Here is a 24,400-nt window from a genome sequence, read left to right on the forward strand (position 1 = left end):
ACCACTGTAATATCGCGAATAAGTCTGCGTCTATTTCTTAGTGGTACGCCTTAGTGGTAAAACTAAGGCGTACCACTAAGTCACAGGCAAGAAAGATGCATAAAACATAAATAACTAAGCTACGAGATAGGTAAATTGTCTAAAATTTATCGGAGGTGGTTATGCAAGAAGACTGGAGAAAAAGAGCTGTCAGTTGGTTGGGAAAGAACAACGTGGACCAGCAGGACTGGGCAATTATATACCTTGGGAAGAAAGGTTGGTTCCTTCGTGGCAGGCGCCTTGACGAGTCGAAATATGACTACTTAGTGAGTCATATTCGTGATGCCCAAGAGGTTCGTGATAACGAAGATGACCTTCGTAAAATGAAGAGGGCTTGGACTCAGAAGAAGACACGTGATGACAAGAAGGGGCGGACGAAATCGTACTCGTTCATCATGAGTGAGTCTGTTGGCCCCAAGCTCAAGTATTTGAAGCGGGATCAAGGTAGGCCAGCGTATCAAATCATCGAAACGCTCGTTTCTGATTATCATCAAGAACGGAGGACAACTGCCTGGTTGGAAATGAGTCAAAAGCAGTTGGAAAAACGACTGGAGAAAGTGGGCCAGCAGCTGAAGGAGGCTGAGAGCAAAGGCAAAGAGCTGAAAGCACGAGAGGAAGAGTTACGGCGTCAGGAGGCAGAGTTAAATCGCAGGGCCGAGGAACTCGGGCAACTTGAAAATGAGGTTCTTGAATATGGTGAGGCGGTTGATAACAACACGGATCTGATATCCCGGCTGCTCGCTGATTACGCGGATGCGATGAACGCGAGCGCGCTCAATCAATGGGTTATTCGACGGAAGGGCTCGCTGCCTCCGGCTCCTTTGAGTTATCAAGGGCGATCAAAGGCAACACACTTTCTAAGGCCCTATCACGACTTGTTGGCTAGCTTGGAGAGGTAATCTGACCAGGCTTGCATCATCTCCCGCCTCTCCTCGAGCCTCGCTGAGCGATTGTAAGCGGCAGCCACCTGATTGCGCTGTTTATGTGCCAGTTGAAGCTCAATTACCTCGGGTTGCCAGTTTTGCTCGTGGAGTAGGGTAGAAGCTGTCGCCCGGAATCCATGGCCCACCATGACAGAACCATCGTAGCCCATCGATTTGAGTGCCACGTTAATCGTGTTCTCTGATAGTGGCCGTTTCCGTTTGACGGATTCGAAAACCAGGCCCTGATGTCCGGTGATGACCTTGAGCTCTTTCAGTATCTCGACGGCCTGTGTCGAAAGGGGCACGATGTGATCTGGCACCTGTCCCGCTCTCTTGGCTTTCTGAGTACCTTTCATCCGCTTTCCTGGCACGACCCAAGTAGCTTTGTCTAGATCAATCTCGTTCCATTCTGCGTTTCGCAGTTCGCCCGGCCGAAGGAACAGCATCGGTGCCAGTTTCAAGGCGGCTATGGTGGACGCATGGCCTCCGTAGGCATCGATTGCCTTCAGGAGCTTGCCTAACTCATCCGGGTTGGTAATCGCAGACCTGTGTCGAGTTGGGGTGGTTTTGAGTTGGCCTCTCAGTGTGGCTGTGGGGTCTATATCTGCACGATCTGCCGCTACTGCAAAACGAAAAATCTCGCCGATGCGTTGCCGGATTCGGTGCGCGGTCTCGTGCTTGCCCTGTTCCTCTATGGGCCTTAGGGCCTCCATGACAGTCAACGGCTTGATTTCTTTGATCGGCAAGTGGCCCAGCTTAGGGAAAGCCCAGGATTCGAGCCTTCTTTTCGCAACTTTCAGCGTGCTATCGGCAAGTTCTCCTTTTTTCAGCTTGAGCCAGTCCTCGGCGACGGCCTTGAAGGTGTCAGCCTGCTCTTTTGAGGCCGCCTTTTGCTTCTTTTTGACCTGGTTTGGGTCTATGCCATCGGCAATCTGCTCCCTGGCCTTGGTGCGACGCTCTCGTGCCAGTTTCAGCGACACCTCAGGGTAGACGCCAAGTGCAAGCGTTTTCTCCTTGCCATCAAATCGGTACTTCATCCGCCAATACCTTCCGGATTGTTGGATGTCCAGATACAGTCCGGCTCCGTCGGAGAGCTTGGTGCGTTTACCGAATTTTTCGAACTTTGCCGATTGGATCTTCTTGTCAGTTAGGGGGGTGATAGGCTTTGGCATGCGAGGGTTGTGCTCTTCTTGGGGGTACAAAATCCACTATAGCGGGGTGTGTTTCAGTTTGCACCCCAGATGTGCCCCCAAAAACTGTAGACTCAGGCGGAATATTGTAGATCGATAAGGACGCTGATGTTCAGTAAAAAGCCCTTAAAACAGTAGGTTGGGGTTGTTTGTAGATCAATGCGGAAGGGCAACTGGTACCCCCGGCAGGACTCGAACCTGCTACCTTCCCCTTAGGAGGGGGACGCTCTATCCAGATGAGCTACGGGGGCATTATCGCGAGAAGGGCGGTATGATAGCGGGCTAAGACCTGAGGCTCAAGGTTCGGTCCGGTTTCAGAGAATGTCACGGAGTGTGTTTTGCCAGATCCTTTCTCGCTAAGCGTGATTGTTCCCGTGTGGATGGAAGCGGCAGGTGTAACCGACACCCTGCGCGCCCTGCAACCGATCCGTAACCGGGGGCATGAGGTGGTTGTCGTTGATGGTGGCAGTACCGATCGAACCGTTGAGCTGGCCCGGCCACTTTGCGACAGGGTGGTTGTGTCAGAGAAGGGCCGGGCGCTTCAGATGAACGCCGGCGCGGCAGTTGCAAAGGGCGATCTACTGTTGTTTCTGCACGCAGATACGCGCCTGCCGGAAGAAGCTCTGGAGCATCTCGCAAGTTTCGTCCATTCCCGTCGCGCCTGGGGGCGGTTCGATGTGCGGCTGAGTGGTGAGCGGCTGCTTTTCCGGGTTATTGCCTGGTTCATGAACCAGCGCTCGCGCCTGTCAGGCATCTGCACCGGTGATCAGGCAATTTTCGTACGGCGGGACGTTTTCGACGCCCTGGATGGTTTTCACCCGATGCCGCTCATGGAAGATGTCGAATTCTCACGCCGTCTTTGCCTGGTGTCCCATCCTTTCTGTATAAAAGAGCCAGTCGTTACCGATAGCCGCCGTTGGCAGAAATACGGTGCCTGGCGAACGATTTTTCTGATGTGGCAGCTGCGCTGGCGGTATTGGCGTGGTGAATCGCCGGAGTCCCTGGCCCAAATTTACCGATCGGATGTGCGCAATGCCTCAAAGTAATCCGCCTGCGGCGGTTTTTCTCCAGTTTGCCAAATGGCCGGAAGCCAGACGGGTTAAAACCCGGTTGATGCCCGAGTTGGGTGCGGTCGGGGCTCTCGAAGCCCATGTTCGGCTCACGCTGGCTGTGCTGGATAACCTGTGTGCGACCGGCTATCCGGTGGAATTCTGGTGGGATAGACCGGTGGATGACCGGCCCGGCGAGGCGGCCTCTATCATTGAAGAGCTTGATGCCGCCGGCCTGATGCAAGGCGTTCAGGAGGGGAGCACACTGGGCCAACGGATGTATCGAGCGTTGAGTCTGTCTCTTCAGGATTATGACCGGGCATTGGTGGTGGGCAGTGATTGCCCCTCGGTCGATCCGGATTACGCCCGTAACGCCGTCGCGCTCCTGAAAGACTACGACGTTGTGCTTGGGCCCTCAGACGATGGCGGCTATGTCCTGATTGGAGCCTCCCGAGTGGCTGAGGGAATGTTGGATGACATTGCCTGGGGCACGCCGGAGGTTCTGACCCAGACCTGTGAGCGCCTTAAAGCATCGGGGCTCAGCTATTGTTTGCTGGAGCCCCGCTGGGATGTCGACGAGCCCGAAGACTGGGCGCGCTTTCTGCGCACTCTTTGAGTACTCTAGCTGGCGGGCACCGGCGGCAGCTCGGTGAGCCTGCCAAGCGCCTGGTTTGCCTCCAGGCCATTCCCACCTGTAACCACTTCTAATGCCTGCTTGCGCTCCAGGACGGCCTTTTTGAAGGTTTCCAGCAATTGTGGTTTTCCGACCTGCTTGATCGCGTTGGCCAACTGCTGGCGGGAATCAAACGTGTCCATGCCCCGATCAATCTCACGCCAGTAGCGGCTGGAAATCTCGCCGAGTTGCCGGTCCCGCTCGAGTAGCTTGCTGATAACGGCCTGTTTCTCCCGATCAAGGCGTTCCGCTGTCAAAGCGGAGAGGGTTTCCTCAAAGCTGTTGGAGAATTCCTGAACAGCCTGGTCAATCTCTGCCGGGGAAGCGGAAGGTGACTGCACAACAAACCCCAGGGCCGGTGTTTCAAGCATTTCAAAAGGCGTTGCGTAAACGATGTAGCCCATCTGGCGGGTGGTTCGGATCTCTTCGTAGAACGGGCTGCTGATAATCTGGGCCAGCAGCCGGAATCGGGCCCGTTCCTCAAAGCTGGTGTTGTCTCCCTGCATGTAGAGGGTATAGCCCGTGTCTGGATGGTCCACGTCGATGGAGACGAGGGTTTCATTATCTGGCAGCTGGCGCACCTGGCTTCGTGCTACCCGGACCAGCTCGCTGTTGCCCAGAACAATGGCGTCAATTTGCCGCGCGAGGTTAAGAGTCGAGGCCTCGGTAAGGTTTCCGTGCGCCATCATAACCGGGTCAACCTGTGACAGCAGGGCTTCAGAGAAGGACTGCAGTTCCTCGAAGCTAACTTCCCGGGCGGCTCTCAGCTTGGCGTCGGTGGGCCAGGCGCCTTCGATGAGGGACGTCTGGATAAACTCAGAGGTCTGTTCGACGGGGCGATCCTTGGCCTTGTTCTGCAGGCCGTCAATCAGCTGCTGCCGGGCGATCTCGAAACGTTGTTCGGTCAGTTCCGGTGCAGCCACCTGGAGCAGAATCCGGTTCATCAGGGTATGGAGTTTGTCGTCGTAACCGCCGACCCGGACCGTGATACCCCTGAGATGCGGATAGACGCTGTAATCCAGGCCCGCAAGACTGGCGGAGTAAGCCCAGGCGTTCAGATTGGCATTGATAGCGTCCACCAGCAGCTGAGTGAGCACGTAGCTGCGTGCCGACGCTCGGGTGGCAGGCGTACGAAGGCCCACAAACACGTTGGCTTTCGGGGTATCAAACCGGGTATCCCGGGCAAACCAGACATCCATTCCCTCGATGGTTGCCAGTTGTGTCGGCTGCGCCATGGTTTTTCCGGGCACCATCGCCAGATCTTCCGGCACAAATGGATTCTCCGGCGGCAGGCGCAGCTGGGCAGCGAGTTCTGGCAGGAACTGGGTCCTCAGTGTTGCCGGGTCGAGTGGTTTTCGGGCCCACGCCGCTTCGTACCAGTCGGTTCGGTTCGGATTTTCAAGTTCAGGCTCCGGTGCCAGAACAAAAGTAAGGAGGTTGTCCGGCGTCAGCCTGTCCAGAATGTCGCGGTACTGTTCCGGCGCGAAGCGCTCAACCAGCCAGGGCGCCCGCAAAACGTCTTCGGCGGGATAGTCCTGGAGGTAACGAGAAAGGCGCATGGCTTCGTGCAGGGGGTTACCCTGTTCGCGGAATCGAAAATCGATGCGAGCCAGGTTCTGCATTTCCAGGAAACGCTGCTCGCTGATACCTTTCTGGCGAATCTTCTCGATGTAATCGAATACCAGCGGCAGGATGTCCTCATGGCGAGCCAGTCCTTCCGGTGTCAGGGAAATGCTGATTTCGAGGGTGGCGTTCTCGCCGGTATCCATGCCCAGACCTGCGGAAAGGCTTTCCGCCAGACCGGCCCGTTTCAGAACGTCGAACAGGCTGCCTGGGCCCTCGTGGCCGAGCAGGTTGGCCACGTAGCTGGCGGGTTTGGTGCGGTAGTTCGCTTCCTGGGACGGAATAGGGAACGTGAGCGACAGGCTTCGAACGTCCTTCAGTGCTTCTGCTGTGACCTTGGCTGGCAGCTCATCTGAGCGGTACAGGCTGGCGACGTGACGCTTGGTCTCAAGGTTGCGGTTTTCAATGGCATCGAACCGCCCTCGCACCATGGATTCCAGTTCGTCCAGGCTTTGGGGCCCGTAAACCGCCAGGCTCATGATGTTCGAGGAGTAATGCTGCTTCCAGAACTCGATCAGATCCGGCCGAAGGGGATTTGCTTCCGTATTCTCAAGGGTGCTCAGGTTTCCGACGGCAAAGTGACTGAAGGCGTGATCCGGATTGCTAACGGCCTTCTTGACGGAATAGAAGCGTCGACCATCGTCTTTCTGTTTGGCGCTGAACTCCGAGTGCACAGCGTTGCGCTCACGATCCACCAGTTCGGCGGTAAATAGGGGCGCGGAAAATTGCTGGGCGAACCGATCCAGTGCCGGTTCCAGAAATTCGGCCTGAACATCGAAGAAGTAGTTCGTGTCCTGGAACGCGGTGAAGGCATTGTGCTGGCCACCGTGGCTCTTGATGAACTGCTGGTACTCGCCCGGATCGGGGTATTTCTCGGTCCCGAGGAACAGCATGTGCTCGAGGAAGTGGGAGAGGCCTTCGCGCTCCGCCGGATCATCTCCGCTACCAACAGCAACGTTCATTGAGGCCGCCGCTTTGTCTGCATCCTCATCAGACACCAGAATGACCTTCAGGCCGTTGTCCAGTTCGATAAACCGGTACTGGTTGTCGTCATTGGGGCTCTTCTCGGGAATCTGCGCAGAAAGAGCAAGGGTGCTGAACAGCAAAAGTATGAGCAGGGAAAACAGGCGTGAGATCGGGTTCTGCATGGAGTTCTTCCTGACGGTACGTGTGTTCATAGGCCCTCTGGGATCCGGAGAAGACGTTTGCGAATCAGTGCATCAGCGCGTTGCGGGTGCTTTCAGGCTGCTGGTCAAGTGTTTTACGTGCCAGGTCGGCGGCTTTCTCACTGTCCAGCTGGCCCGAGGCAATACGCTCCAGAACAGTCGCCATGATGGCGACGGACTGGCGATAATCTGCGAACTCGGCCTGGAAGGCCTTGTCGATGGCCTCGTAGACCGCCTGAATTTTCTCTTCCCGTGAACCAGCGTTATCGGCTGTGTCGTTGATGGCCTTCAGGCAGGCCCGGGCAATCGAAATGTAGCGTTCCGCGTTGGGATTGTCTTTCTGCATAGTAGGGGTTCCGGAGGTCGGTGTTCCTGTGAAAACAAGAGATGCCAAAAGGCGCGATAAGTTCCCGATTATGTCATTGCTGGCGGGCGCTTTCATTGCATTGTGGTAATCCGGAAATTGAGCATGCACGGGGCAATTCCTGTGCTAGTCTCAAAAACATTGTGTCGACGAACCGGACAGGCATGTCCCGCTTGTCGGGTCAAAAATTTAGAGTAATAGCTCTATACAAAACAAAGGCTTACAGAGTAAAAGCTCTAAAAAAGTTCGATACATGAAGGTTGCAATTAAGTACAATGCCGGCGTTTCCGGAAAACTCTAAGACGTTAGTCGTATGGGTGCCGGCATGGATAGACAACAACAGAGCAACAGGCAGGGTGGAAGATTGATGAATTATTTCCTGACGGGTGGCACCGGATTTATTGGCCGTTTCCTGGTGGAGAAGCTTCTGGCACGTGGTGGCACTGTCCACGTACTGGTACGTGAACAATCCCAGGACAAGCTGGACAAATTGCGTGAGCGCTGGGGCGCGGATGAAACCCAGGTGAAGGCCTTCATAGGCGACCTGACCAGCAAGAATCTGGGCATCGACGCCAAGACGATGAAAGCCCTGAAAGGGAAAATCGACCACTTCTTTCACCTCGCCGCCGTGTACGATATGGGCGCAGATGAAGAAGCCCAGCAGGCAACCAATATCGAGGGCACCCGCGCTGCGGTGAATGCTGCGGAAGCGATGGGCGCCAAGCACTTCCATCACGTTTCTTCCATTGCGGCTGCCGGTCTGTTCAAGGGAATCTTCCGCGAAGACATGTTCGAGGAAGCCGAGAAGCTGGATCATCCGTACCTGCGGACCAAGCACGAATCTGAAAAGGTCGTTCGTGAGGAATGCAAGGTTCCCTTCCGCATCTACCGCCCGGGCATGGTGATTGGGCATACCGCTACCGGTGAAATGGACAAGGTGGATGGCCCCTACTATTTCTTCAAAATGATCCAGAAAATCCGCCACGCGCTGCCCCAGTGGGTTCCGACCATTGGTGTCGAGGGTGGGCGTCTGAACATTGTGCCGGTGGATTTCGTGGTTAACGCCATGGATCACATTGCTCATCTCGAGGGTGAAGACGGCAAGTGCTTCCACCTGGTGGATACCGATCCGTACAAGGTTGGCGAAATTCTCAACATCTTCAGCGAGGCTGGTCACGCACCCCGGATGGGGATGCGGATCGATTCCCGCATGTTCGGCTTTATTCCGCCATTCATTCGCCAGAGCTTGAAGAACCTGCCACCGGTGAAGCGTCTGACGTCGGCCATTCTTGATGACATGGGCATTCCGCCATCCGTGATGTCGTTCATCAATTACCCGACCCGTTTTGACGCCCGCGAAACCGAGCGCGTTCTGAAAGGCACCGGCATTGAAGTGCCCCGCCTGCCGGACTACGCGCCGGTGATCTGGGATTACTGGGAGCGCAATCTGGATCCGGACCTGTTCAAGGACCGCACGCTCAAGGGCACGGTTGAAGGTCGCGTCTGCGTGGTGACCGGTGCTACGTCCGGTATTGGTCTTGCAACTGCCCAGAAACTGGCAGACGCCGGCGCGATCCTCGTGATCGGTGCCCGCAAACTCGAGCGCCTGAAGGAAGTGGCCGCAGAGTTGGAGTCCCGGGGCGCAAGCGTACACGCCTATCCCTGCGATTTTTCCGATATGGATGCCTGCGACGAGTTCGTGAAGACCGTGTTGGATAACCATGGCCAGGTCGACGTGCTGGTCAACAACGCCGGGCGCTCGATTCGCCGTTCACTGGATCTGTCGTTCGACCGCTTCCACGATTTCGAGCGCACCATGCAACTGAACTACTTTGGTTCCGTTCGTCTGATCATGGGCTTTGCGCCCAAGATGCTGGAGAATCGCCGCGGTCACGTGGTCAACATCTCGTCCATCGGTGTGCTGACCAACGCTCCCAGGTTCTCGGCTTACGTGGCTTCCAAATCCGCGCTGGATGCCTTCAGCCGCTGCGCCGCTTCGGAATGGTCGGATCGCAATGTCACGTTCACCACCATTAACATGCCTCTGGTGAAAACGCCGATGATTGCGCCAACAAAGATCTACGATTCTGTCCCCACGCTAACGCCGGACGAGGCTGCAACCATGGTTGCTGATGCCATCGTCTACCGGCCGAAGCGAATCGCTACCCGTTTGGGTATCTCTGCCCAAGTGCTTCATGCCCTGGCGCCCAAGATGGCCGAGATCGTCATGAACACCGGTTACCGGATGTTCCCGGATTCACCGGCCGCCGCTGGTAGCCGTTCCGGGGAGAAGCCGAAGGTGTCCAGCGAGCAGGTGGCTTTCGCCGCCATCATGCGGGGCATCTACTGGTAACGCAGTTGCCCCCGAATCGAGTGGGAGGGGGAGTTATTTCCCCTCCCATATTAATGGGTTAAACGAGATTCGCCTCTTTTATAAAGTGTTCTGGGCTAAAGAAAACCAGCCGATAGCCGATGGTTAACATAAGAACAATATAAAAGAAGGGCTATTGATGACTCTCAAGAAACGTCTTTTGCTGACTTTGCTGCTGGTTGGCCTGCTTCCCGTCATTGCCATCTCGTTTTTTAACGCCGAAATTGCCCGACAGAGCCTGACGGAACAGGCGTTGCAACAACTCTCTATTGCGGCTACCAATAAGCAGCATAGTGTTGAAGATTATCTCAGCACTATTGCCCGGCAGCTGAAAGCCATGGCCAATAATCGCGGGACCCGAACGGCGGCCCAGGGGTTTGGTTTGGCATTCCAGAATTATGAAAAACTGGTACAAGAGGAGCAGTCGACCTTACGAGAAAACGTCGAGGCTTATTATCAGCAGAATTTTTTGCCACCCTTGCAGCAAAATGGTGGTGCTAACGGACGTTCAGCCTCGGACTTCGTTGCATCCCTCAGCAAAAACAGCCTGGCTCTGCAGATGGGTTACATCGTGGACAACCCGAATCCTGTGGGGCAGAAAGACGAATTGGTATCGGCTGACGTCCATATCGCGCAGTTTTATAACACTCTTCACAAACAGTGGCACACCTCGTTCAAGGAGTTTCAGGAGGCGTTCGGCTACTACGATATTTATCTGATTGATGCCGATACAGGCCATGTTATCTATTCCGTAGCCAAAGAGGTGGATTTTGCTACCTCCCTGAAAGACGGTCCCTACGCGGATTCTGGCCTGGCGGCAGCTTATCGTCAGGCGATGTCTGACGGACAGGATACTGCGCCGACTTTTGTTGATTTTACTCGGTATGTACCGTCCTACGGTGCGCCCGCCGGATTTGTGGCAACCCCCATATATTCCGAAAAAGATGAGCGGCTGGCCGTGCTGGCCTTCCAGTTCCCCATCGACAGCCTGAACAACATCATGATGGAACGAGATGGCATGGGCGAAACCGGGGATGCCTATCTGGTGGGGCCGGATAACCTGATGCGGTCAGACTCCTACCTGGATCCGGAAAACCGCAGTGTTGTCGCTTCCTTTGCCGACCCGGAGAATGGACGCATTAGTTCGACATCGGTGGATGAGGCCCTGGCCGGAAATTCCGGTGAAGGCGTGGTTACGTCCTACCGTGGCGAGCCAGTGTTTTCCGCCCACAGGCCAGTTACCGTAGGCGGGCTGAACTGGGCGCTGGTGGCGGAGATCAGCGAAGACGAGGCCCTGGCGCCGGTGCGTGAAATGTGGACGCTGGCGGCGATAGCCATTGCTATTGTGCTCTTGGCCGTGGCGGCCGTCGCGGTCTGGACCGCAGTGCGGATCATGAAACCCCTCGGCAAAGACCCGTCCGAATTGCAGGCACTGGCGGAACAGGTAGCTGCAGGTAACCTGGTCATTGATTCGTCCGACAGTGACAAGGCCACGGGCGTATACGGCTCCATGCTCAAGATGGTGTCAGACCTGAAAGAAGTGATCTTCAAGGTTGAAGAAGCGTCCCAGCGCCAGGCCAGTGCATCTGAACAGTTGTCCGGTACCACCTCGCAGACTCTGGACAGTGTGAATCAGCAGGCAGAGCAGACTGAGCAGGTGGCGTCGGCCATTGAAGAAATGTCCTCTGCCATCAGCGAGGTGTCCCAGAATACCTCGGAATCGGCAGCCGCCGCCCGGCGCACTGATGAGGCGGTCAGCCGCAGCGCCACCGAGGTGGAATCCTCCGCTGAGGACACCCGTGCTATGGCCAGGGAACTGGAGGAAGCAGAAGCCGGCATAGAGGACTTGCGAAAGAATATGGAATCCATCACCAGGGTTCTGGATTCGATAAAGTCCATCGCCGACCAGACTAACTTGCTGGCTTTGAATGCCGCTATTGAAGCGGCCCGGGCCGGTGAACAGGGCAGGGGCTTCGCGGTGGTCGCGGATGAGGTGCGCAGCCTGGCCCAGAACAGCCAGAAGGCGACCGAGGAGATCAGTAGTTCCATCGAAACTCTGGTTAATTCTTCGGAGCGTGCTTCAAAGGTGGTTACCCGCTGCAGCACCCAGGCCAGAGGTATTTCTGAGCGGGCAGGAACCGTAGTGTTGCAGCTTCGCGAGGCAGTGGAAGAGGTTGCCCGGATGTCCGGTATGGCGGAGCAGATTGCTACGGCTTCCGAAGAGCAATCAGCCACGGCCGAAGAAGTAACGCGCAACGTATCCACAATTGCTGAAAAGTCCTTGGAGACCAAACAGGCCATGGTCCAGATCTCCGAAGCCAGTGGTGACTTGGCGGAGTTGTCTCATCAGCTCAGGGATTCTCTGTCCCGCTTTAAAGTCAGCTGAGTATGAGGCGTGCCTTCAACACTTAGGCCTGGCACACAGAAAAAAACCCGCTGCGGCGGGTTTTTTTATGGCGGTTATTCGGTCTCTTCGGGGATCACCGGAGGCGGAAAGCCGCCCAGTTCTTTCCAGCGATTCACAATGCCACAGAACAGGTCTGCGGTTTTTTCCGCGTCATAGGCGGCGGAATGGGCTTCCTTGTTGCTGAACGGAATGCCCGCGAGTTTGCAGGCCTGGGCCAGAACCGTGTGGCCATAGGCCAGGCCGGCCAGCGTGGCGGTATCGAAGGTTGAGAAAGGATGGAACGGGTTACGACGGATGTCGGCCCGCAGCGCGGCTGCAAAGATGAAGTTATGGTCAAAGGTGGCATTGTGGCCCACCAGGACGGCTCGCTTGCAATCGTGGTTCTTCACCGCCTTGCGAATGGGGCTGAAGATCTCGCTGAGTCCTTCCCGCTCGGGTACCGCTTCTCGCTCCGGATTCCACGGATCAATACCCGTGAAATCAAGCGCGGACTGCTCCAGATTCGCGCCTTCGAAAGGATCGATCTGCTGAACGTGGGTTTCAGCGCGCCGCACCCAGCCATCGTCGTCCATGGTCAGTATCACTGCCGCCACTTCCAGCAGGGCGTCCCGCTCGGGATTGAAGCCAGCGGTTTCCACGTCGACTACAACAGGCAGAAACCCGCGAAAGCGGCGGGACATGGGATGCGGTGGTTTGTTTTCGTCAGTCACTCAAGCTCCGGTCTTGGCCGTGTGTGAGAAGGAATAAGTCAGGTTTACGCCAGTTTCCAGTGAACGGTTTCACCAGCCTTGAGGGGCACGATGGTTCCGTCAGCCAGCGGCAGCTCTGCCGGCATGGTCCAGGGGTCACGAATCAGGGTGATGGTATCGGTATTCCGCGGTAGGCCATAGAAATCCGGCCCGTTGAAACTGGCGAATGCTTCAAGTTTATCCAGGATGCCAAGCTCTTCGAAAATGTCCGCATACAGACCGATTGCGCCGTAGGCCGAGTAACAGCCAGCGCAACCGCAGGCTGCCTCTTTGCGATCCTTTGAATGGGGGGCGGAATCCGTGCCCAGGAAAAAGCGTTTGTCGCCGCTGGCCACCGCGTCCCTGAGCGCCTGTTGATGGCGGTTACGCTTCAGGATTGGCAGGCAATAGAGATGCGGTCGAATGCCGCCTACCAGCATGTGGTTGCGGTTGTACATCAGGTGCTGGGGCGTCAGAGTCGCACCGAGGTTGTCACCGGCGTGCTGCCGGACAAATTCTGCGGAATCGGCCGTGGTGATATGTTCCAGTACAACCTTCAGGTTCGGGAAAGCCTCGAGAGTGGGTGCCAGGACACGCTCCAGAAATACCTTTTCCCGGTCAAAAATGTCGATATCGGCATCGGTTACCTCGCCGTGTACCAGCAGCAGCATGCCACAATTGGCCATGGCTTCCAGAACCGGGTAGATGTTGCGGATATCCTTCACGCCGGAGTCGGAATTGGTCGTTGCTCCGGCGGGGTAAAGCTTGGCAGCCACAACGCCGGCAGCCCTGGCATCCCGGATGGTCTGCGCCGTCATGCTCTCGGTCAGATACAGCGTCATCAACGGCTCGAACTCGGTGCCATTGGCAGCCGCCAGAATGCGTTCCCGGTAGGCTGTGGCATCGGCTGCGGTGGTAACTGGCGGTACCAGGTTAGGCATGATGATGGCGCGAGCGAAGCAGGCGGCCGTAGCCGGTACCACGTCGTTGAGAATGTCGCCGTCCCGTACGTGAAGGTGCCAGTCGTCGGGGCGTGTGAGCGTGAGCTTGTCTGTCATGGCGTTTGTCCGAAATACCTTTGGCGGGGCGAGCTTGTGCCCGGTTCTCTGGGAGCCGAAAAAATTTGGCGAATTATACCAGAAGGCGCGGGTGATTGTTTTCCGGTTGGTGGCTAAAGAACTTCCGGCTCAGGCCGTTAAACAGTCTGACTCTGCTAACTCCGGACACTGATGGCTAGCTCTATGGGATTTCGCCCCGGACAACTCCTGAATACTCTGCTGGTTGCCACGTTGCCCGTGGTGCTTCTGCCGGCAACCGCGCAGGCTGCCAGCTATGGCGCCGGAATCGAGAACAGCCAGTGGTATCTCGCCGAGTCGGTATTTGAATGCCGGCTGGTGCACGAAGTTCCCGGCTACGGTCGGGCGGTGTTCAATCATCGCGCCGGTGAAAGTCTCAGCTTTTTCCTGGAGTCTGATTCCGCATTGATGCGACCAGGGCGCGGCAGCCTTGTGGTCGAGGCACCGGCCTGGCGTCCGGGTGTGGCGCCGAAGCCCCTGGGAACGGTCAATGTCTCGGATGATCGCCGTCAGGTCTCGCTGGATACCCGTCAGGCGTTCGTGGTCGCCCATGGACTTCTGGACGGGATGCGCCCGACGGTAACCAGGGAATCGTGGTTTGATGGCCGCCCGGTGCGGGTTCAGGTCTCCAACATTAACTTCGCCGGCGAGTACCAGCGTTATCAGCGCTGTACGTCCAATCTACTGCCGGTAAACTTTGATCAGATCCAGCGCTCGAGGGTGCCCTTTGCCAGCGGCAGCACGCAATTATCCGATGCCGACAGGCAACTACTGGATAACATCGTGGCCTATGTGAACGCAGATTCCACGGTTGAGCGGATTTTCGTGGATGGTCATAGTGACAGTATTGGAAGCCGGATCGACAACCGTGCGCTTTCCGAAGATCGCGCCAATGTGGTGGCCGACTACCTCAAGGCGAGCGGTATTGATGAAAACATGATTACCGTTCGGGCTCACGGCGACCAGTACCCGGTATCCAACCGGCCCGCCGATAACCGGCGCACCAATATCCGCCTGCAACGGGCCGGTGACCGCCCGGAACTGCAGCAGGCTAACGGTTATGGCGGCGAACCCAGGGGCTGATTGGCGTCAGTAAACCGAATCCAGTACTTCCAGGTGGGCATTGACGCTTTCCGCCAGGGCCCGCAGATGGTACCCGCCCTCCAGGGTTGAAATGATCCGGTCATTGCTGTGCTCACTGGCGACACTCACAATCATTTCTGTTAGCCAGCGATAATCTTCCGTATCCAGATTCAGTTCTGCCATCGGATCCAGCCGGTGGGCATCAAAACCCGCCGAAATCAGGATCAACTGCGGTTTGAATTCATTCAGGCGCTTCAGCCATCCCGCCTCCACCTGCTTCCGGTACTCTTCAGACGAACAGTTTGCCTCAATCGGAATATTCACGATGTTGTCGGCCTGCCGGTGCACGTGGGAGTGCGGATAGAAGGGATGCTGGAAGCTTGAGCACATCAGGATACGCTCGTCGCCACTGACAATGTCTACGGTGCCATTGCCCTGGTGCACGTCAAAATCGATGATCGCGACCCGCTCCAAATGATGAAAGGTGAGGGCGCGCATGGCGGCCAGGGCAACGTTGTTGTAAAAACAGAACCCCATGGATTTCGCCCGCTCGGCATGGTGCCCGGGCGGCCGGGCACACACAAACGCGTTAGTAACCTGGCTGCTCATGACCATATCCACGGCCTGGATATTGGCACCAGCTGCCAGACGAGCGGCTCGAAGGGTGTCGGGCATCATGGCCGTGTCCGGGTCGGTAAACACGCGGCCGCGGGTCGGTTGCATCAGGTCCAGTTGATGGAGATATTTTTCCGGATGCACCATCAGAAGCTGATCACGGGTGATTTCTTCCGGCCGCACCCAGTCCAGCTTCTGGTCCAGGCCAGTATCAGCAAGGTAGCTGATGATGGCCGCCAGCCGCTCAGGGCTTTCCGGATGTTCCGGCCCCATGTTGTGTTTCATGAAGTCATCGTGGGAAAAGAATGCCGTGGTCATACGTCTCGGACTGCCTTCGATATGCTTATATTTTCTTCAAGCTTATCAGGGAAAACTGCACGATGCCGTGTTTCTTTGGTCTTATAACGGCGATAGTCATTTCACATCGGGGTATCAAGGCCTAAGATAAGAGTTACACTCATAAGTAACCTGTTTTATTACATTTATTTCCCAACGGTCTGCCGGCCGCATACAAAGGAGAGTCAGCTTGAGCACCCGGTATCTGGAGAGCCTGTTTAATCCCGCGTCCATTGCGGTGATCGGTGCGTCGGAGCGGGCAGACAACCTTGGCGGTATGGTGTTGCGGAACCTGATGGGGGGCGGTTATCCCGGCCGGTTACTGGTGGTTAACCAGAACGATTACGACAACGTGCACGGGGTGCCCTGCGTCAAGAAAGTCTCGAAAATGGAATTTTCCCCGGACCTGGCAATCATCTGTACGCCGCCGGATACCGTGGCCAAGACCATCAAGCGGCTGGGGGAGGCCGGGGTGCGCACCGCGATCGTTATGACCGGTGGCATGTCACGTACTCACAGTAAAACCGGCCAGCCCCTGATGTATTCCGTTCGTGAAGCGGCCCGGGAGACCGGAATCCGGGTTCTGGGCCCCAACACCATTGGCCTGATGGTCCCGGCACGCAGCCTGAACGCTACCTACGCCCATATGGGCGCCATCCCTGGCCGGGTTGCCTTCGTTGGCCAGTCCGGCACCATCGCCAGTTCGGTCATCGACTGGGCATTCGCCCGTGGTGTGGGGTTTTCCTACTTCCTGACCCTGGGCGATGGCATGGATATCGATCACGACGACCTGATCGACTACCTGGCGCAGGATACACAGACACGTGCGATTCTCCTGCACATCGAAAACATTCCCAATGCCCGCCGCTTCATGTCGGCGGTGCGGGTGGCGTCCCGCACCAAGCCGGTGATTGCGGTGAAGTCCGGTCGGGTGCCGGAGTCGGAGTGGTTTCCCCACGACCTCCCTGATGGCCTGAAACGCAGCGATCCGATTTACGACGCCATGCTTCAGAGGGCAGGTGTGCTCCGGGTGGATGGCCTTGGCCAGATGTTTGATGCGCTCGAGACATTGACGCGGATGCGTCCCTTGCGCCGCGAAACCCTGGCGATCATGGCCAATGGGGTCGGCCCCGGGGTGTTGGCCGTGGACCGGTTGGCGGATCTTGGTGGTGAACTGGCAGAGCTGTCGAAATCCAGCATTGAGAACCTGGCCGAGCTGCTGCCACCTTACTGGACCCGCAAAAACCCCATTGACCTTAACTACGATGCCTCGCCGGAACTTTACGGCCAGGCCATCAAGATCCTGGCAAAGGATCCGGAAGTGGCAAACGTTCTGGTGATGTATGCCCCGAGTCTGACGGAGGACAGCCTCCAGATTGCGGACGCGGTTGTGCAGGCGTCCAAGGGCACACGTCTGAATGTGTTCACCTGCTGGCTCGGCCAGAGTACGGTCATGGATGCTCGGGAAGAGTTTTACCGGGCCGGGCTGCCGTCGTTCTTCAATCCCGAAAAAGCCGTGATGGCATTCATGCAGCATGTTCGTCACCAGCGGGTTCAGCGGCTGCTTACGGAAACGCCGGAATCCTTTACCGACCACTTTGCAGACCGCACCCATACCCGTCATGTGGTCAACAGGGCCCTTCGGGCAGGTCGGTATCACCTGTCGAACCGGGAAGCGCGGGATCTGGTGCGGGACTACGGGATCAGCACCATCGAAACCATGTACTGCGACGATATGGAAGAGGTGCTGGAGGTGTTTGCGGTTGAGCGGCGCCCCATCGACATCACCATCATTCATGAGCAGGCGTGCCATCCTTTTCTGGACCTGAGTCCGACCCAGCGTCGGTACAAGGGTACGGTCCAGAAACTGAACAGCGAGGCGGCCATCATGGATTCGTGCCGCTACCTGATGGAGGAATACAAGAGCCATTTCCCGGAAAGTGGATTTCTCGGGTTTGCGGTTCAGCGTTCCTACCAGCACGTGGGTGGGATCGAGTTCAGTGTCGGCATTACCCGGGACGCATTGTTTGGGCCCCTGGTGGTTTGTGGTGCAGCTGGCGCCCAGATCAACGTGATGACCGATCGTCAGATCGCACTGCCGCCATTGAACATGGTGTTGGCCCGTGAGCTTCTGCGCCGTACCTACATGTACAAGCTGCTGAAAGAACACAGCCTGAAGCCGGAGGAGGATATCCGCGCGGTGTCCGAGACCCTGGTCACCCTCTCACAGATCGTTATCGACATTCCGGAAATCAAGGGGCTTGAGATCTCGCCCTTGCTGTTCAACGAGCAGGGGGCCGTGGCTGTCAATATTGCCATCAATCTGGCCGACAAGCCGGGGCGGCCGATTATTCAGCCTTACCCGCGGGAACTGGAGGAATGGATTGTTTTGCCCAAATCCGGGCGCCGGGTCATCATTCGACCGGTACTGGCGGAAGATGAGCCTGCCCACCGGGCGTTCCATGAGTTGCAGTCGCCGGAATCCATTCGTTACCGGTTCTTCCAGTATCGCAAGCATTTCTCTCGCGAAGACGTAGCCCAGATGGTGCAAATCGATTACGACCGGGAGATGGTTTTTATTGCCAACGCGCCCAGGGAAGACGGGGAAGGCGAGGAAACCCTCGGAACCGTGCGCACCTGGACCGATGCCGATAACCTGCAATGCGAGTTCGCGGTCATGGTGCACGATAAAATGAAGGGCGAAGGCCTCGGCGTTGCCCTGATGCAAAAGATGATCGATTACTGTCGGGCCAGGGGTACCGTGGAAATGGTGGGCAATGTGCTGCCGGATAATCGTCCCATGTTGCAGCTGGCGGAACATCTGGGCTTTGAAATCAAGTTCAATACCGAAGAGGAAGTGATGGATCTGCGGCTGGTCCTGAACGAACCGGAAAAAGACTGGCAGAGAGAGCGGCTGGGAAAGAGCGCCCACTGAAGAGCGCAAGGGAGGCCGGGTCAGACAAGACGGGTATCTGACCCGGTCTTAAGGCTTTACTCTTCGACAATCGCAGAGCGATCTTCGCCGCCGAGCGCTTCCAGGAGCCCTGGAATCAGCCGGGACAGCTCAAGGGTCATCAGCGTGAAAGCCGCATCAAACTTGGCAGCGTGGTCGTCCACGTCGACATCGTCCAGTTGATCCTGCAGTGTTTCGCCGAACTTGAGGCGACGGATGCCCAGTTCTTCATCCAGCACAAAGGAGACGTTGTCGTCCCAGATCAGGGACAGCTTGGTCACCTGCATGCCCGCATCCAGATGGTTGCGGATTTCATCGGCTTTCAGGTCCAGGCCTTTGCAGCGCACCACGCCGCCATCTTCAGACGGATCCTTGAGTTCGCATTCAGTGCCCAGAACCACCTTGCCGGGCAGGTCGATGGATTCGTTCAGCCAACCGGTAAAGGTAAAAGCAGGTGCCTGTTCCACCGCGGGTGGACGAACCGGTAGCGATCCGAGGCTCTTGCGCAGAGTCGAGGCCAGATCTTCCGCCTGCTTGGCGGAACCCGCGTCCACCACCAGAACACCGTCCTGGGGGGCGAGGTAGGCAAAGGAGCGGCGGTTCTTGGAGAAGGCCTGGGGCAGCATCTCCAGCATTACCTGTTCCTTGATTTCGTCCTTTTCTTTGCGCCGGACCTTCCGGCCCTGCTCGAACTCGATGGCTTCGGCCTTCTCCTCAACCGCTTCTTTCACCACCGGGCCGGGAAGAATCTTTTCCTCCTTGCGCAAGGCAATCAGGTGATAGCCGTTGGCGCTGTGGACCAGCTGTTCGCCATGCTTGCCCAGGGGCGGAACCCAGCCCTGGCGGCTGGTTTCCTGAGGACCACAGGGCTTGAAGGCGTCGGCCTGCAGCTTTTCCTCCAGCTCTTCAGCGGAGATATCAAACGGTTTAGTAAATCGGAATACGCGGGCGTTGCGAAACCACATCAGGGCTGGTCCTTGTCTTTCATATTTGCATGATCTCTACGAGTACGGTTTTAACGATGAATCCCACTACACCAGCGCCCAGCACCGTAAACAGGGCGATGGTGCCGAACTTGCCGGCCTGGGATTTCTTGGCCAGATCCCAGACGATGACACCCATCCAGACAATCAGGCCGGTCAGAAACACCAGCATGGCGATCTGGGAAAACATTGCTTCGTTCATTGCTGACTCCGATTTCAACGTGGATTACTGTTCATCCCGCAGGAAAACCCAGTTGTTCTTATCGGATTGGTCTTCGCTGAAGTAATAGCCTTCGAGGTTGAATCCCTTGAGGTCGTCGGCCTGGGTGATGCGGTTCTGAATGGCAAACCGACACATCAGCCCCCGGGCTTTCTTGGCATAAAAGCTGATCATCTTGTACTGACCATTCTTCCAGTCTTTGAATTGGGGGGTAATCAGCCGGCCTTCAAGGTCTTTCTTCTTTACGCTTTTGAAATACTCGTTGGAGGCGAGGTTGACCAGCACGCCGTCGTCATCCGCAAGCAGCCGGTTGATCTCCTCTGTGATCTTGCTGCCCCAGAAGGCATACAGATCCTTGCCACGGTTATTCTCGAACCGGGTACCCATTTCCAGGCGGTAGGGCTGCATCAGGTCCAGGGGTTTCAGGACGCCGTACAGACCGGAAAGCATGCGCAGATGCTGTTGGGCAAAGTCGAAGTCCTGTTCACTGAAGCTCTCGGCGTCCAGGCCGGTGTACACGTCACCTTTGAAAGCCAGCACAGCCTGCCGGGCATTCTCGGGGGTGAAAGGCGTGTGCCAGTTCTGGAAGCGCTCGGCGTTCAGCTGCCCAAGCTTGTCGCTAATGCTCATCAGATTGCTGATCTGGTGCGGCTCCAGCGTTTTAAGCTGGTCGACCAGCTCGCAGGCATCCTCAAGGAATTCCGGCTGAGTATAGGTACTGGTCGCCAGCGGACTCTCGTAATCCAGCGTTTTGGCAGGGGAAATAACCATCAACATGTCAGGCAATCCTCATTGCAGGAATGTAAGTAAGTCATCCCTGGTAAAAGGCCAGTCCAGTTCCACACCGGTATCGTTGCGACGGAGCACCGGTATCCGGGTACCGTAGCGTTCTACCAGTTCTTCGGACTGGGCAATGTCCACCACGTCTACCGGGATCGGCTCCGGCATGGGCGTGCTTACAAGCAGGGCTTCGGCCAGTTCGCACAGGTGGCACTGAGAGGTTGTGTAAAAAAGCAGTTCCATTATTTCGGTTGTGCGTCCAGTTTCTGGCCGTTGACGCCTTGGCTGTCCTTGCCCATGAGATACAGGTAAATCGGCATCAGGTCCTCTGGTGCCGGATTTTGCTGTGGATTCTCCGCCGGATAGGCGTGGGCTCTCATGTTGGTACGGGTCGCGCCGGGGTTAAGACTGTTTACCCGGACATTGTGACGCTCGTCGTCCAGTTCTTCGGACAGCAACTGGCTCAGGCCCTCTACGGCAAACTTGGAGACGGCATAGGCGCCCCAGTAGGCTTTTGCCTTGCGGCCGACACCAGAGGAGGTGAAGATCACCGAGGCGTCGTCGGATTTGCGAAGCAGGGGAATCATTGCCCGGCTTAGCAGGAACGGCGCCGTTGCGTTCACGTGCATGACCTTGTTCCAGGTTTCCGGGTCATAAAGCTCCACGGGACTGCGGTCGCCCAGAATTGCCGCGTTGTGCAGCAAACCATCCAGCTGCCCGAAGTTATCTTCCAGGGTCATAGCCAATTCTTCGTAGTCTTTCACCGCGGCGCCCTCGAAGTTCATGGGCACGATGGCAGGCTTGGGGTGGCCCGCTGCCTCAATTTCATCGTAAACCGTTTCGAGTTTGCTGACCGTGCGACCTACCAGTACCACGGTGGCGCCATGGGCGGCGTAGGCCTTGGCTGCAGCCCGGCCAATGCCGCTGCCGGCACCCGTCACCATTACGATGCGGTCTTTCAGAAGATCGGCGGGTGCTTGGTAATTATGCATAACCTGTCTCCGTGTCAGGCTGTTACCGGCTGAACACCGGATCCTAAATTTGATGCGCCATTGTAACAGCTTTGCCAGATCCGTGACGGTGTCGGCGATGAGGTCCGCTTGCCACAGGTCAATGGCTTCCGGCTCCTCGATGTAACCGTAGCGGACGGCGATGGTTTTCATGCCTGCGTTACGCCCGGCTTCGATGTCCCGTTCGTGGTCGCCCACATAAATGCCGGTGGCGGGATCGGCGCCGATCTGCTGGCAGGCCAGATAGAGGGCCTCCGGATGAGGTTTGCGCTGGGCAACGTGATCGGGGCAAACCAGTGCCGCGCACCGGTCAGCCAGGTTAAGGGCTTCGATCAGTGGAACCGCGAACCTGGCAGGCTTATTGGTCACAATGCCCCAGGGAATACCTTGCTCCTCGAGGGCTTTGAGAAGCTCGTCCATGCCCTCGAACAGGCTGGTCTCCACTGCCACGCCCGCCTCGTAGAGGTCGAGGAACGCGGTGTGTTTTTCCAGGTATTCCGGATGTTCCGGTTCCAGGCCGAAGCCGACCCGGATCATGGCGCGCGCGCCGTTCGAGACCGAGCGTCGGATATGCTCGTGTGGAAGGGCGGGGAGCCCGTGTTGTTCCCGTAACTGATTAAGGCACCGGATAAAGTCCGGTGCGGTGTCAATCAGCGTTCCATCCAGATCAAACAGGACCGTGGAGGCTCGATGCGTGGTTTCAGGCTTCACGAATATCCCTGGCATGCATCAGATAGTTGACGTCCACGTCCCGTCCGAGCTTGTATACCTTGGTGACGGGGTTATAGGTCATCCCCGTAAGCTCACGGACTTCCAGCCCTGCGTGGCGAAGATGGTCGGACATTTCCGATGGCCGGATAAATTTCTTCCATTCGTGGGTGCCTTTGGGTAGCAACCTGAGCACGTACTCCGCCCCAACAATCGCAAAAAGAAACGATTTCGGGTTCCGGTTGATGGTTGATACAAACAGATGGCCGCCCGGTTTCAGCATGGCGGCACAGGACCTCACCACCGATGCGGGATCCGGCACATGCTCGAGCATTTCCAGGCAGGTAACCACGTCGTACTGGCCCGCGTGTTCGCTGTCCTCGGCCAGTTCCTCGATGGTGATCTGGCGATAATCCACATTCACGCCGCTCTCCATGCCATGCAGCCGCGCGACGGCCAGCGGAGCCTCGCCCATGTCGATACCGGTAACGTGGGCGCCTCGCTGGGCCATGCCCTCCGACAGCAAGCCACCACCGCAGCCGACATCCAGAGCGCGCTTTCCGGCCAGGGAAACCCGCTCGTCGATGTAGTTCAGCCGCAGGGGATTAATATCATGCAGTGGCTTGAATTCGCTCGAGGGATCCCACCAGCGGCTGGCAAGGGCCTCGAATTTGGCGATCTCGTTCCGGTCTACGTTCTGGTTTGTCATGGTTGGTTCTGCCTGGTGAATCAATAGGAAATCAGTTAGTCAGCCTTTGTGCGGATTCGCCCGGCCCAGTCCTCAACTCGAAGCATGAGATCGGCAACGTCAATGCGGGTAAGCCGGCCATCCTGTACTTGTGGTACGCCGTTAATCCAGCTGTGGCTTACTGATCGACCATGGTTGCTGTATACGAGGTGCGAAGCCGGGTCGTAGACCGGCTGCAAAAACGGGTCGCTCAGGTCAATGGCAATGATGTCCGCCAGCTTGCCCTCGGCCAGAGAACCCAGTTCATGGTCCCGCCCCAGAGCCCTTGCCCCGTTGATGGTGGCCATCTGTAGGGCCTTGTGCGCCGACAGCGCCGAGGCATCATTGGCCACTACTTTGGCCATCATGGCGGCAGTCCGAAGTTCCCCGAACAGATCGAGGTCGTTGTTGCTGGCGGCGCCGTCGGTGCCTATGGCAACGTTGATCCCGCTATCGAGGAGTTCCTGCACCGGACAAAGGCCGCTGGCCAGCTTCAGATTCGATTCCGGGCAGTGGATAACATGGGCGCCCGTTTGTTTAAGCAAGCTGATATCGCTGGCATCGATCTGGGTCATATGGACGCACTGGGTCTCTGGGCGGAGCAGGCCGAGATCCGCCAGCCGGGCTGTCGGCCGTTGACCCAGCTTTTCAGTAGCCTCGGCCACTTCGAATGCCGTTTCGTGCAGGTGGATCTGGATGGCTGCGCCGGTCTTTTCGGAGAGCCGGACGGCTTCAATCATCGGGCCGTCGGACACAGTGTAGGGTGCATGGGGGCCAATGGCCGGCATGATGTAGCAATCGTTTTTCCAGCTGTCGATAAAGTCGGCGCCCTTGCTCAGGTATTCCTCGGGTCCGGCACCCCACGGCGTCGGGAAGTCGAGCAGCGGAAAACAGACTTGCGCACGAATGCCCGTATCGTGCGCCATCTGAGCCGCAATTTCCGGGAAGAAATACATGTCAGAAAACGTGGTGGTTCCCGTACGCAGCATCTCGGCCATGGCCAGTTGGGTGCCATCGGCAATGAACTGCTCGCTGATAAAGCGACCTTCGGCCGGCCAGATATGGTCATTCAGCCAGGTCATCAGCGGAAGATCGTCTGCCATGCCCCTGAACAGGCTCATGGCCGCGTGGCCGTGCATGTTGATCAGGCCGGGCATGACGACGTGGTTCGGAAGATCAACGGTTTCCCGGGTTCTGAACGATCTGTCCGCCTGTTCCTGGGGAATGACTGCGGCAAGGCGGTCACCCTGGATAATCACTGCATAATGCTCAAGTACCGTGCCTGCCGGCTCAATCGGGATCAGCCAGCGCGCGTTGATGCGAATATCGGCTGCGGTGATAGTGTCTGCCGTCATTTATCCTGCCTTACAGCGCAT

General features: G+C 57.1%; 20 protein-coding genes, 1 tRNA gene and 1 pseudogene. 7 read left to right on the top strand and 15 right to left on the bottom strand.

The genetic code is table 11. The annotated features are described in order from the left end of the window. Nucleotides 1–161 precede the first annotated feature (161 nt). Entirely contained in the window at nt 162–938 is a 777-nt protein-coding gene (locus tag ACP86_RS17030; protein ID WP_053114879.1) for a hypothetical protein, read from the top strand. Here the strand turns inward: ACP86_RS17030 and ACP86_RS17035 are convergent. Both ACP86_RS17035 and ACP86_RS17040 read right to left on the bottom strand, forming a co-directional pair. Beyond that, nucleotides 908–2,134, bottom strand: a complete 1,227-nt coding sequence (locus tag ACP86_RS17035; protein WP_082220580.1) for a tyrosine-type recombinase/integrase — start codon at nt 2,132–2,134, stop codon at nt 908–910. The two genes, ACP86_RS17030 and ACP86_RS17035, sit on opposite strands and share 31 nt — an antisense overlap. A 192-nt stretch (nt 2,135–2,326) precedes the next feature. Further along, nucleotides 2,327–2,403: transfer RNA gene (locus tag ACP86_RS17040), tRNA-Arg, on the bottom strand. Between the two features lie 87 nt (nt 2,404–2,490). Here ACP86_RS17040 and ACP86_RS17045 point away from each other — a divergent pair. Beyond that, nucleotides 2,491–3,198 carry a TIGR04283 family arsenosugar biosynthesis glycosyltransferase gene (locus ACP86_RS17045; RefSeq protein ID WP_075267689.1) on the top strand — a complete coding sequence of 236 codons (708 nt, stop codon included), beginning with the start codon at nt 2,491–2,493 and terminating at the stop codon, nt 3,196–3,198. Further along, nucleotides 3,185–3,817, top strand: a complete 633-nt coding sequence (locus ACP86_RS17050; RefSeq protein ID WP_053114880.1) for a TIGR04282 family arsenosugar biosynthesis glycosyltransferase — start codon at nt 3,185–3,187, stop codon at nt 3,815–3,817. The genes ACP86_RS17045 and ACP86_RS17050 overlap by 14 nt, the downstream gene beginning before the upstream one ends. A 5-nt stretch (nt 3,818–3,822) precedes the next feature. On the opposite strand, the gene ACP86_RS17055 is transcribed toward ACP86_RS17050, so the two are convergent. After that, the gene (locus ACP86_RS17055) at nt 3,823–6,645 is read right to left on the bottom strand and encodes an insulinase family protein (protein ID WP_053114881.1); all 2,823 of its coding nucleotides are present in this window, start codon (nt 6,643–6,645) and stop codon (nt 3,823–3,825) included. Between the two features lie 64 nt (nt 6,646–6,709). Next, nucleotides 6,710–7,009: a hypothetical protein gene (locus tag ACP86_RS17060; RefSeq protein WP_008171428.1), complete on the bottom strand. Its 300-nt coding sequence runs from the start codon at nt 7,007–7,009 to the stop codon at nt 6,710–6,712. A gap of 385 nt (nt 7,010–7,394) precedes the next feature. On the opposite strand from ACP86_RS17060, the gene ACP86_RS17065 reads away from it, so the two are divergent. Together ACP86_RS17065 and ACP86_RS17070 are read left to right on the top strand one after the other, a co-directional pair. After that, entirely contained in the window at nt 7,395–9,380 is a 1,986-nt protein-coding gene (locus ACP86_RS17065) for an SDR family oxidoreductase (RefSeq protein WP_053114882.1), read from the top strand. Nucleotides 9,381–9,537: 157 nt separating this feature from the next. Then, the gene (locus ACP86_RS17070; protein ID WP_053114883.1) at nt 9,538–11,784 is read left to right on the top strand and encodes a methyl-accepting chemotaxis protein; all 2,247 of its coding nucleotides are present in this window, start codon (nt 9,538–9,540) and stop codon (nt 11,782–11,784) included. Between the two features lie 74 nt (nt 11,785–11,858). On the opposite strand, the gene rnt is transcribed toward ACP86_RS17070, so the two are convergent. After that, nucleotides 11,859–12,515 (bottom strand): ribonuclease T, encoded by a 657-nt coding sequence (rnt, locus tag ACP86_RS17075; RefSeq protein ID WP_075267700.1) that lies wholly within the window; start codon nt 12,513–12,515, stop codon nt 11,859–11,861. A gap of 44 nt (nt 12,516–12,559) precedes the next feature. Continuing rightward, entirely contained in the window at nt 12,560–13,591 is a 1,032-nt protein-coding gene (gene pyrC, locus ACP86_RS17080; RefSeq protein WP_053114884.1) for a dihydroorotase, read from the bottom strand. Nucleotides 13,592–13,774: 183 nt separating this feature from the next. On the opposite strand from pyrC, the gene ACP86_RS17085 reads away from it, so the two are divergent. Then, nucleotides 13,775–14,692: a flagellar protein MotY gene (locus ACP86_RS17085; protein WP_053114885.1), complete on the top strand. Its 918-nt coding sequence runs from the start codon at nt 13,775–13,777 to the stop codon at nt 14,690–14,692. A gap of 6 nt (nt 14,693–14,698) precedes the next feature. Here ACP86_RS17085 and ACP86_RS17090 read toward each other — a convergent pair whose 3' ends face one another. Next, nucleotides 14,699–15,625: a histone deacetylase family protein gene (locus tag ACP86_RS17090; protein ID WP_053114886.1), complete on the bottom strand. Its 927-nt coding sequence runs from the start codon at nt 15,623–15,625 to the stop codon at nt 14,699–14,701. Nucleotides 15,626–15,833: 208 nt separating this feature from the next. Between ACP86_RS17090 and ACP86_RS17095 the strand changes: the two genes are divergently transcribed. Next, nucleotides 15,834–18,578 (top strand): GNAT family N-acetyltransferase, encoded by a 2,745-nt coding sequence (locus ACP86_RS17095; RefSeq protein ID WP_008171442.1) that lies wholly within the window; start codon nt 15,834–15,836, stop codon nt 18,576–18,578. 56 nt (nt 18,579–18,634) lie between these two features. Here ACP86_RS17095 and rdgC read toward each other — a convergent pair whose 3' ends face one another. The 8 genes and pseudogenes from rdgC to ACP86_RS17135 form a co-directional block, all read right to left on the bottom strand. Next, a complete protein-coding gene (gene rdgC / locus ACP86_RS17100) occupies nt 18,635–19,561 on the bottom strand; it encodes a recombination-associated protein RdgC (RefSeq protein ID WP_053114887.1) in 927 nt (308 codons plus the stop codon). Nucleotides 19,562–19,580: 19 nt separating this feature from the next. Further along, nucleotides 19,581–19,781, bottom strand: coding sequence for a DUF2788 domain-containing protein (locus tag ACP86_RS17105; protein ID WP_008171445.1), 201 nt, complete (start codon nt 19,779–19,781; stop codon nt 19,581–19,583). A 24-nt stretch (nt 19,782–19,805) separates the two neighbouring features. Beyond that, on the bottom strand, nt 19,806–20,576 hold the full coding sequence (yaaA, locus tag ACP86_RS17110; RefSeq protein ID WP_008171447.1) for a peroxide stress protein YaaA: 771 nt from the start codon (nt 20,574–20,576) through the stop codon (nt 19,806–19,808). Between the two features lie 12 nt (nt 20,577–20,588). Beyond that, nucleotides 20,589–20,822, bottom strand: coding sequence for a glutaredoxin family protein (locus tag ACP86_RS17115; protein ID WP_008171448.1), 234 nt, complete (start codon nt 20,820–20,822; stop codon nt 20,589–20,591). Then, complete coding sequence (locus ACP86_RS17120; protein WP_053115561.1) at nt 20,822–21,571, bottom strand: YciK family oxidoreductase; 750 nt, start codon at nt 21,569–21,571, stop codon at nt 20,822–20,824. The genes ACP86_RS17115 and ACP86_RS17120 overlap by 1 nt, the downstream gene beginning before the upstream one ends. Before the next feature lie 60 nt (nt 21,572–21,631). Then, nucleotides 21,632–22,315: pseudogene (gene gph / locus ACP86_RS17125) on the bottom strand (phosphoglycolate phosphatase); the annotation flags it as partial. Beyond that, on the bottom strand, nt 22,290–23,006 hold the full coding sequence (gene ubiG, locus ACP86_RS17130) for a bifunctional 2-polyprenyl-6-hydroxyphenol methylase/3-demethylubiquinol 3-O-methyltransferase UbiG (protein ID WP_008171454.1): 717 nt from the start codon (nt 23,004–23,006) through the stop codon (nt 22,290–22,292). The pseudogene gph and the gene ubiG, both read right to left, overlap by 26 nt. Nucleotides 23,007–23,041: 35 nt before the next feature. Beyond that, entirely contained in the window at nt 23,042–24,379 is a 1,338-nt protein-coding gene (locus ACP86_RS17135) for a TRZ/ATZ family hydrolase (RefSeq protein WP_008171456.1), read from the bottom strand. Nucleotides 24,380–24,400: the final 21 nt, after the last annotated feature.

The organism is Marinobacter sp. CP1, assembly GCF_001266795.1.
Classification (GTDB): domain Bacteria; phylum Pseudomonadota; class Gammaproteobacteria; order Pseudomonadales; family Oleiphilaceae; genus Marinobacter; species Marinobacter flavimaris.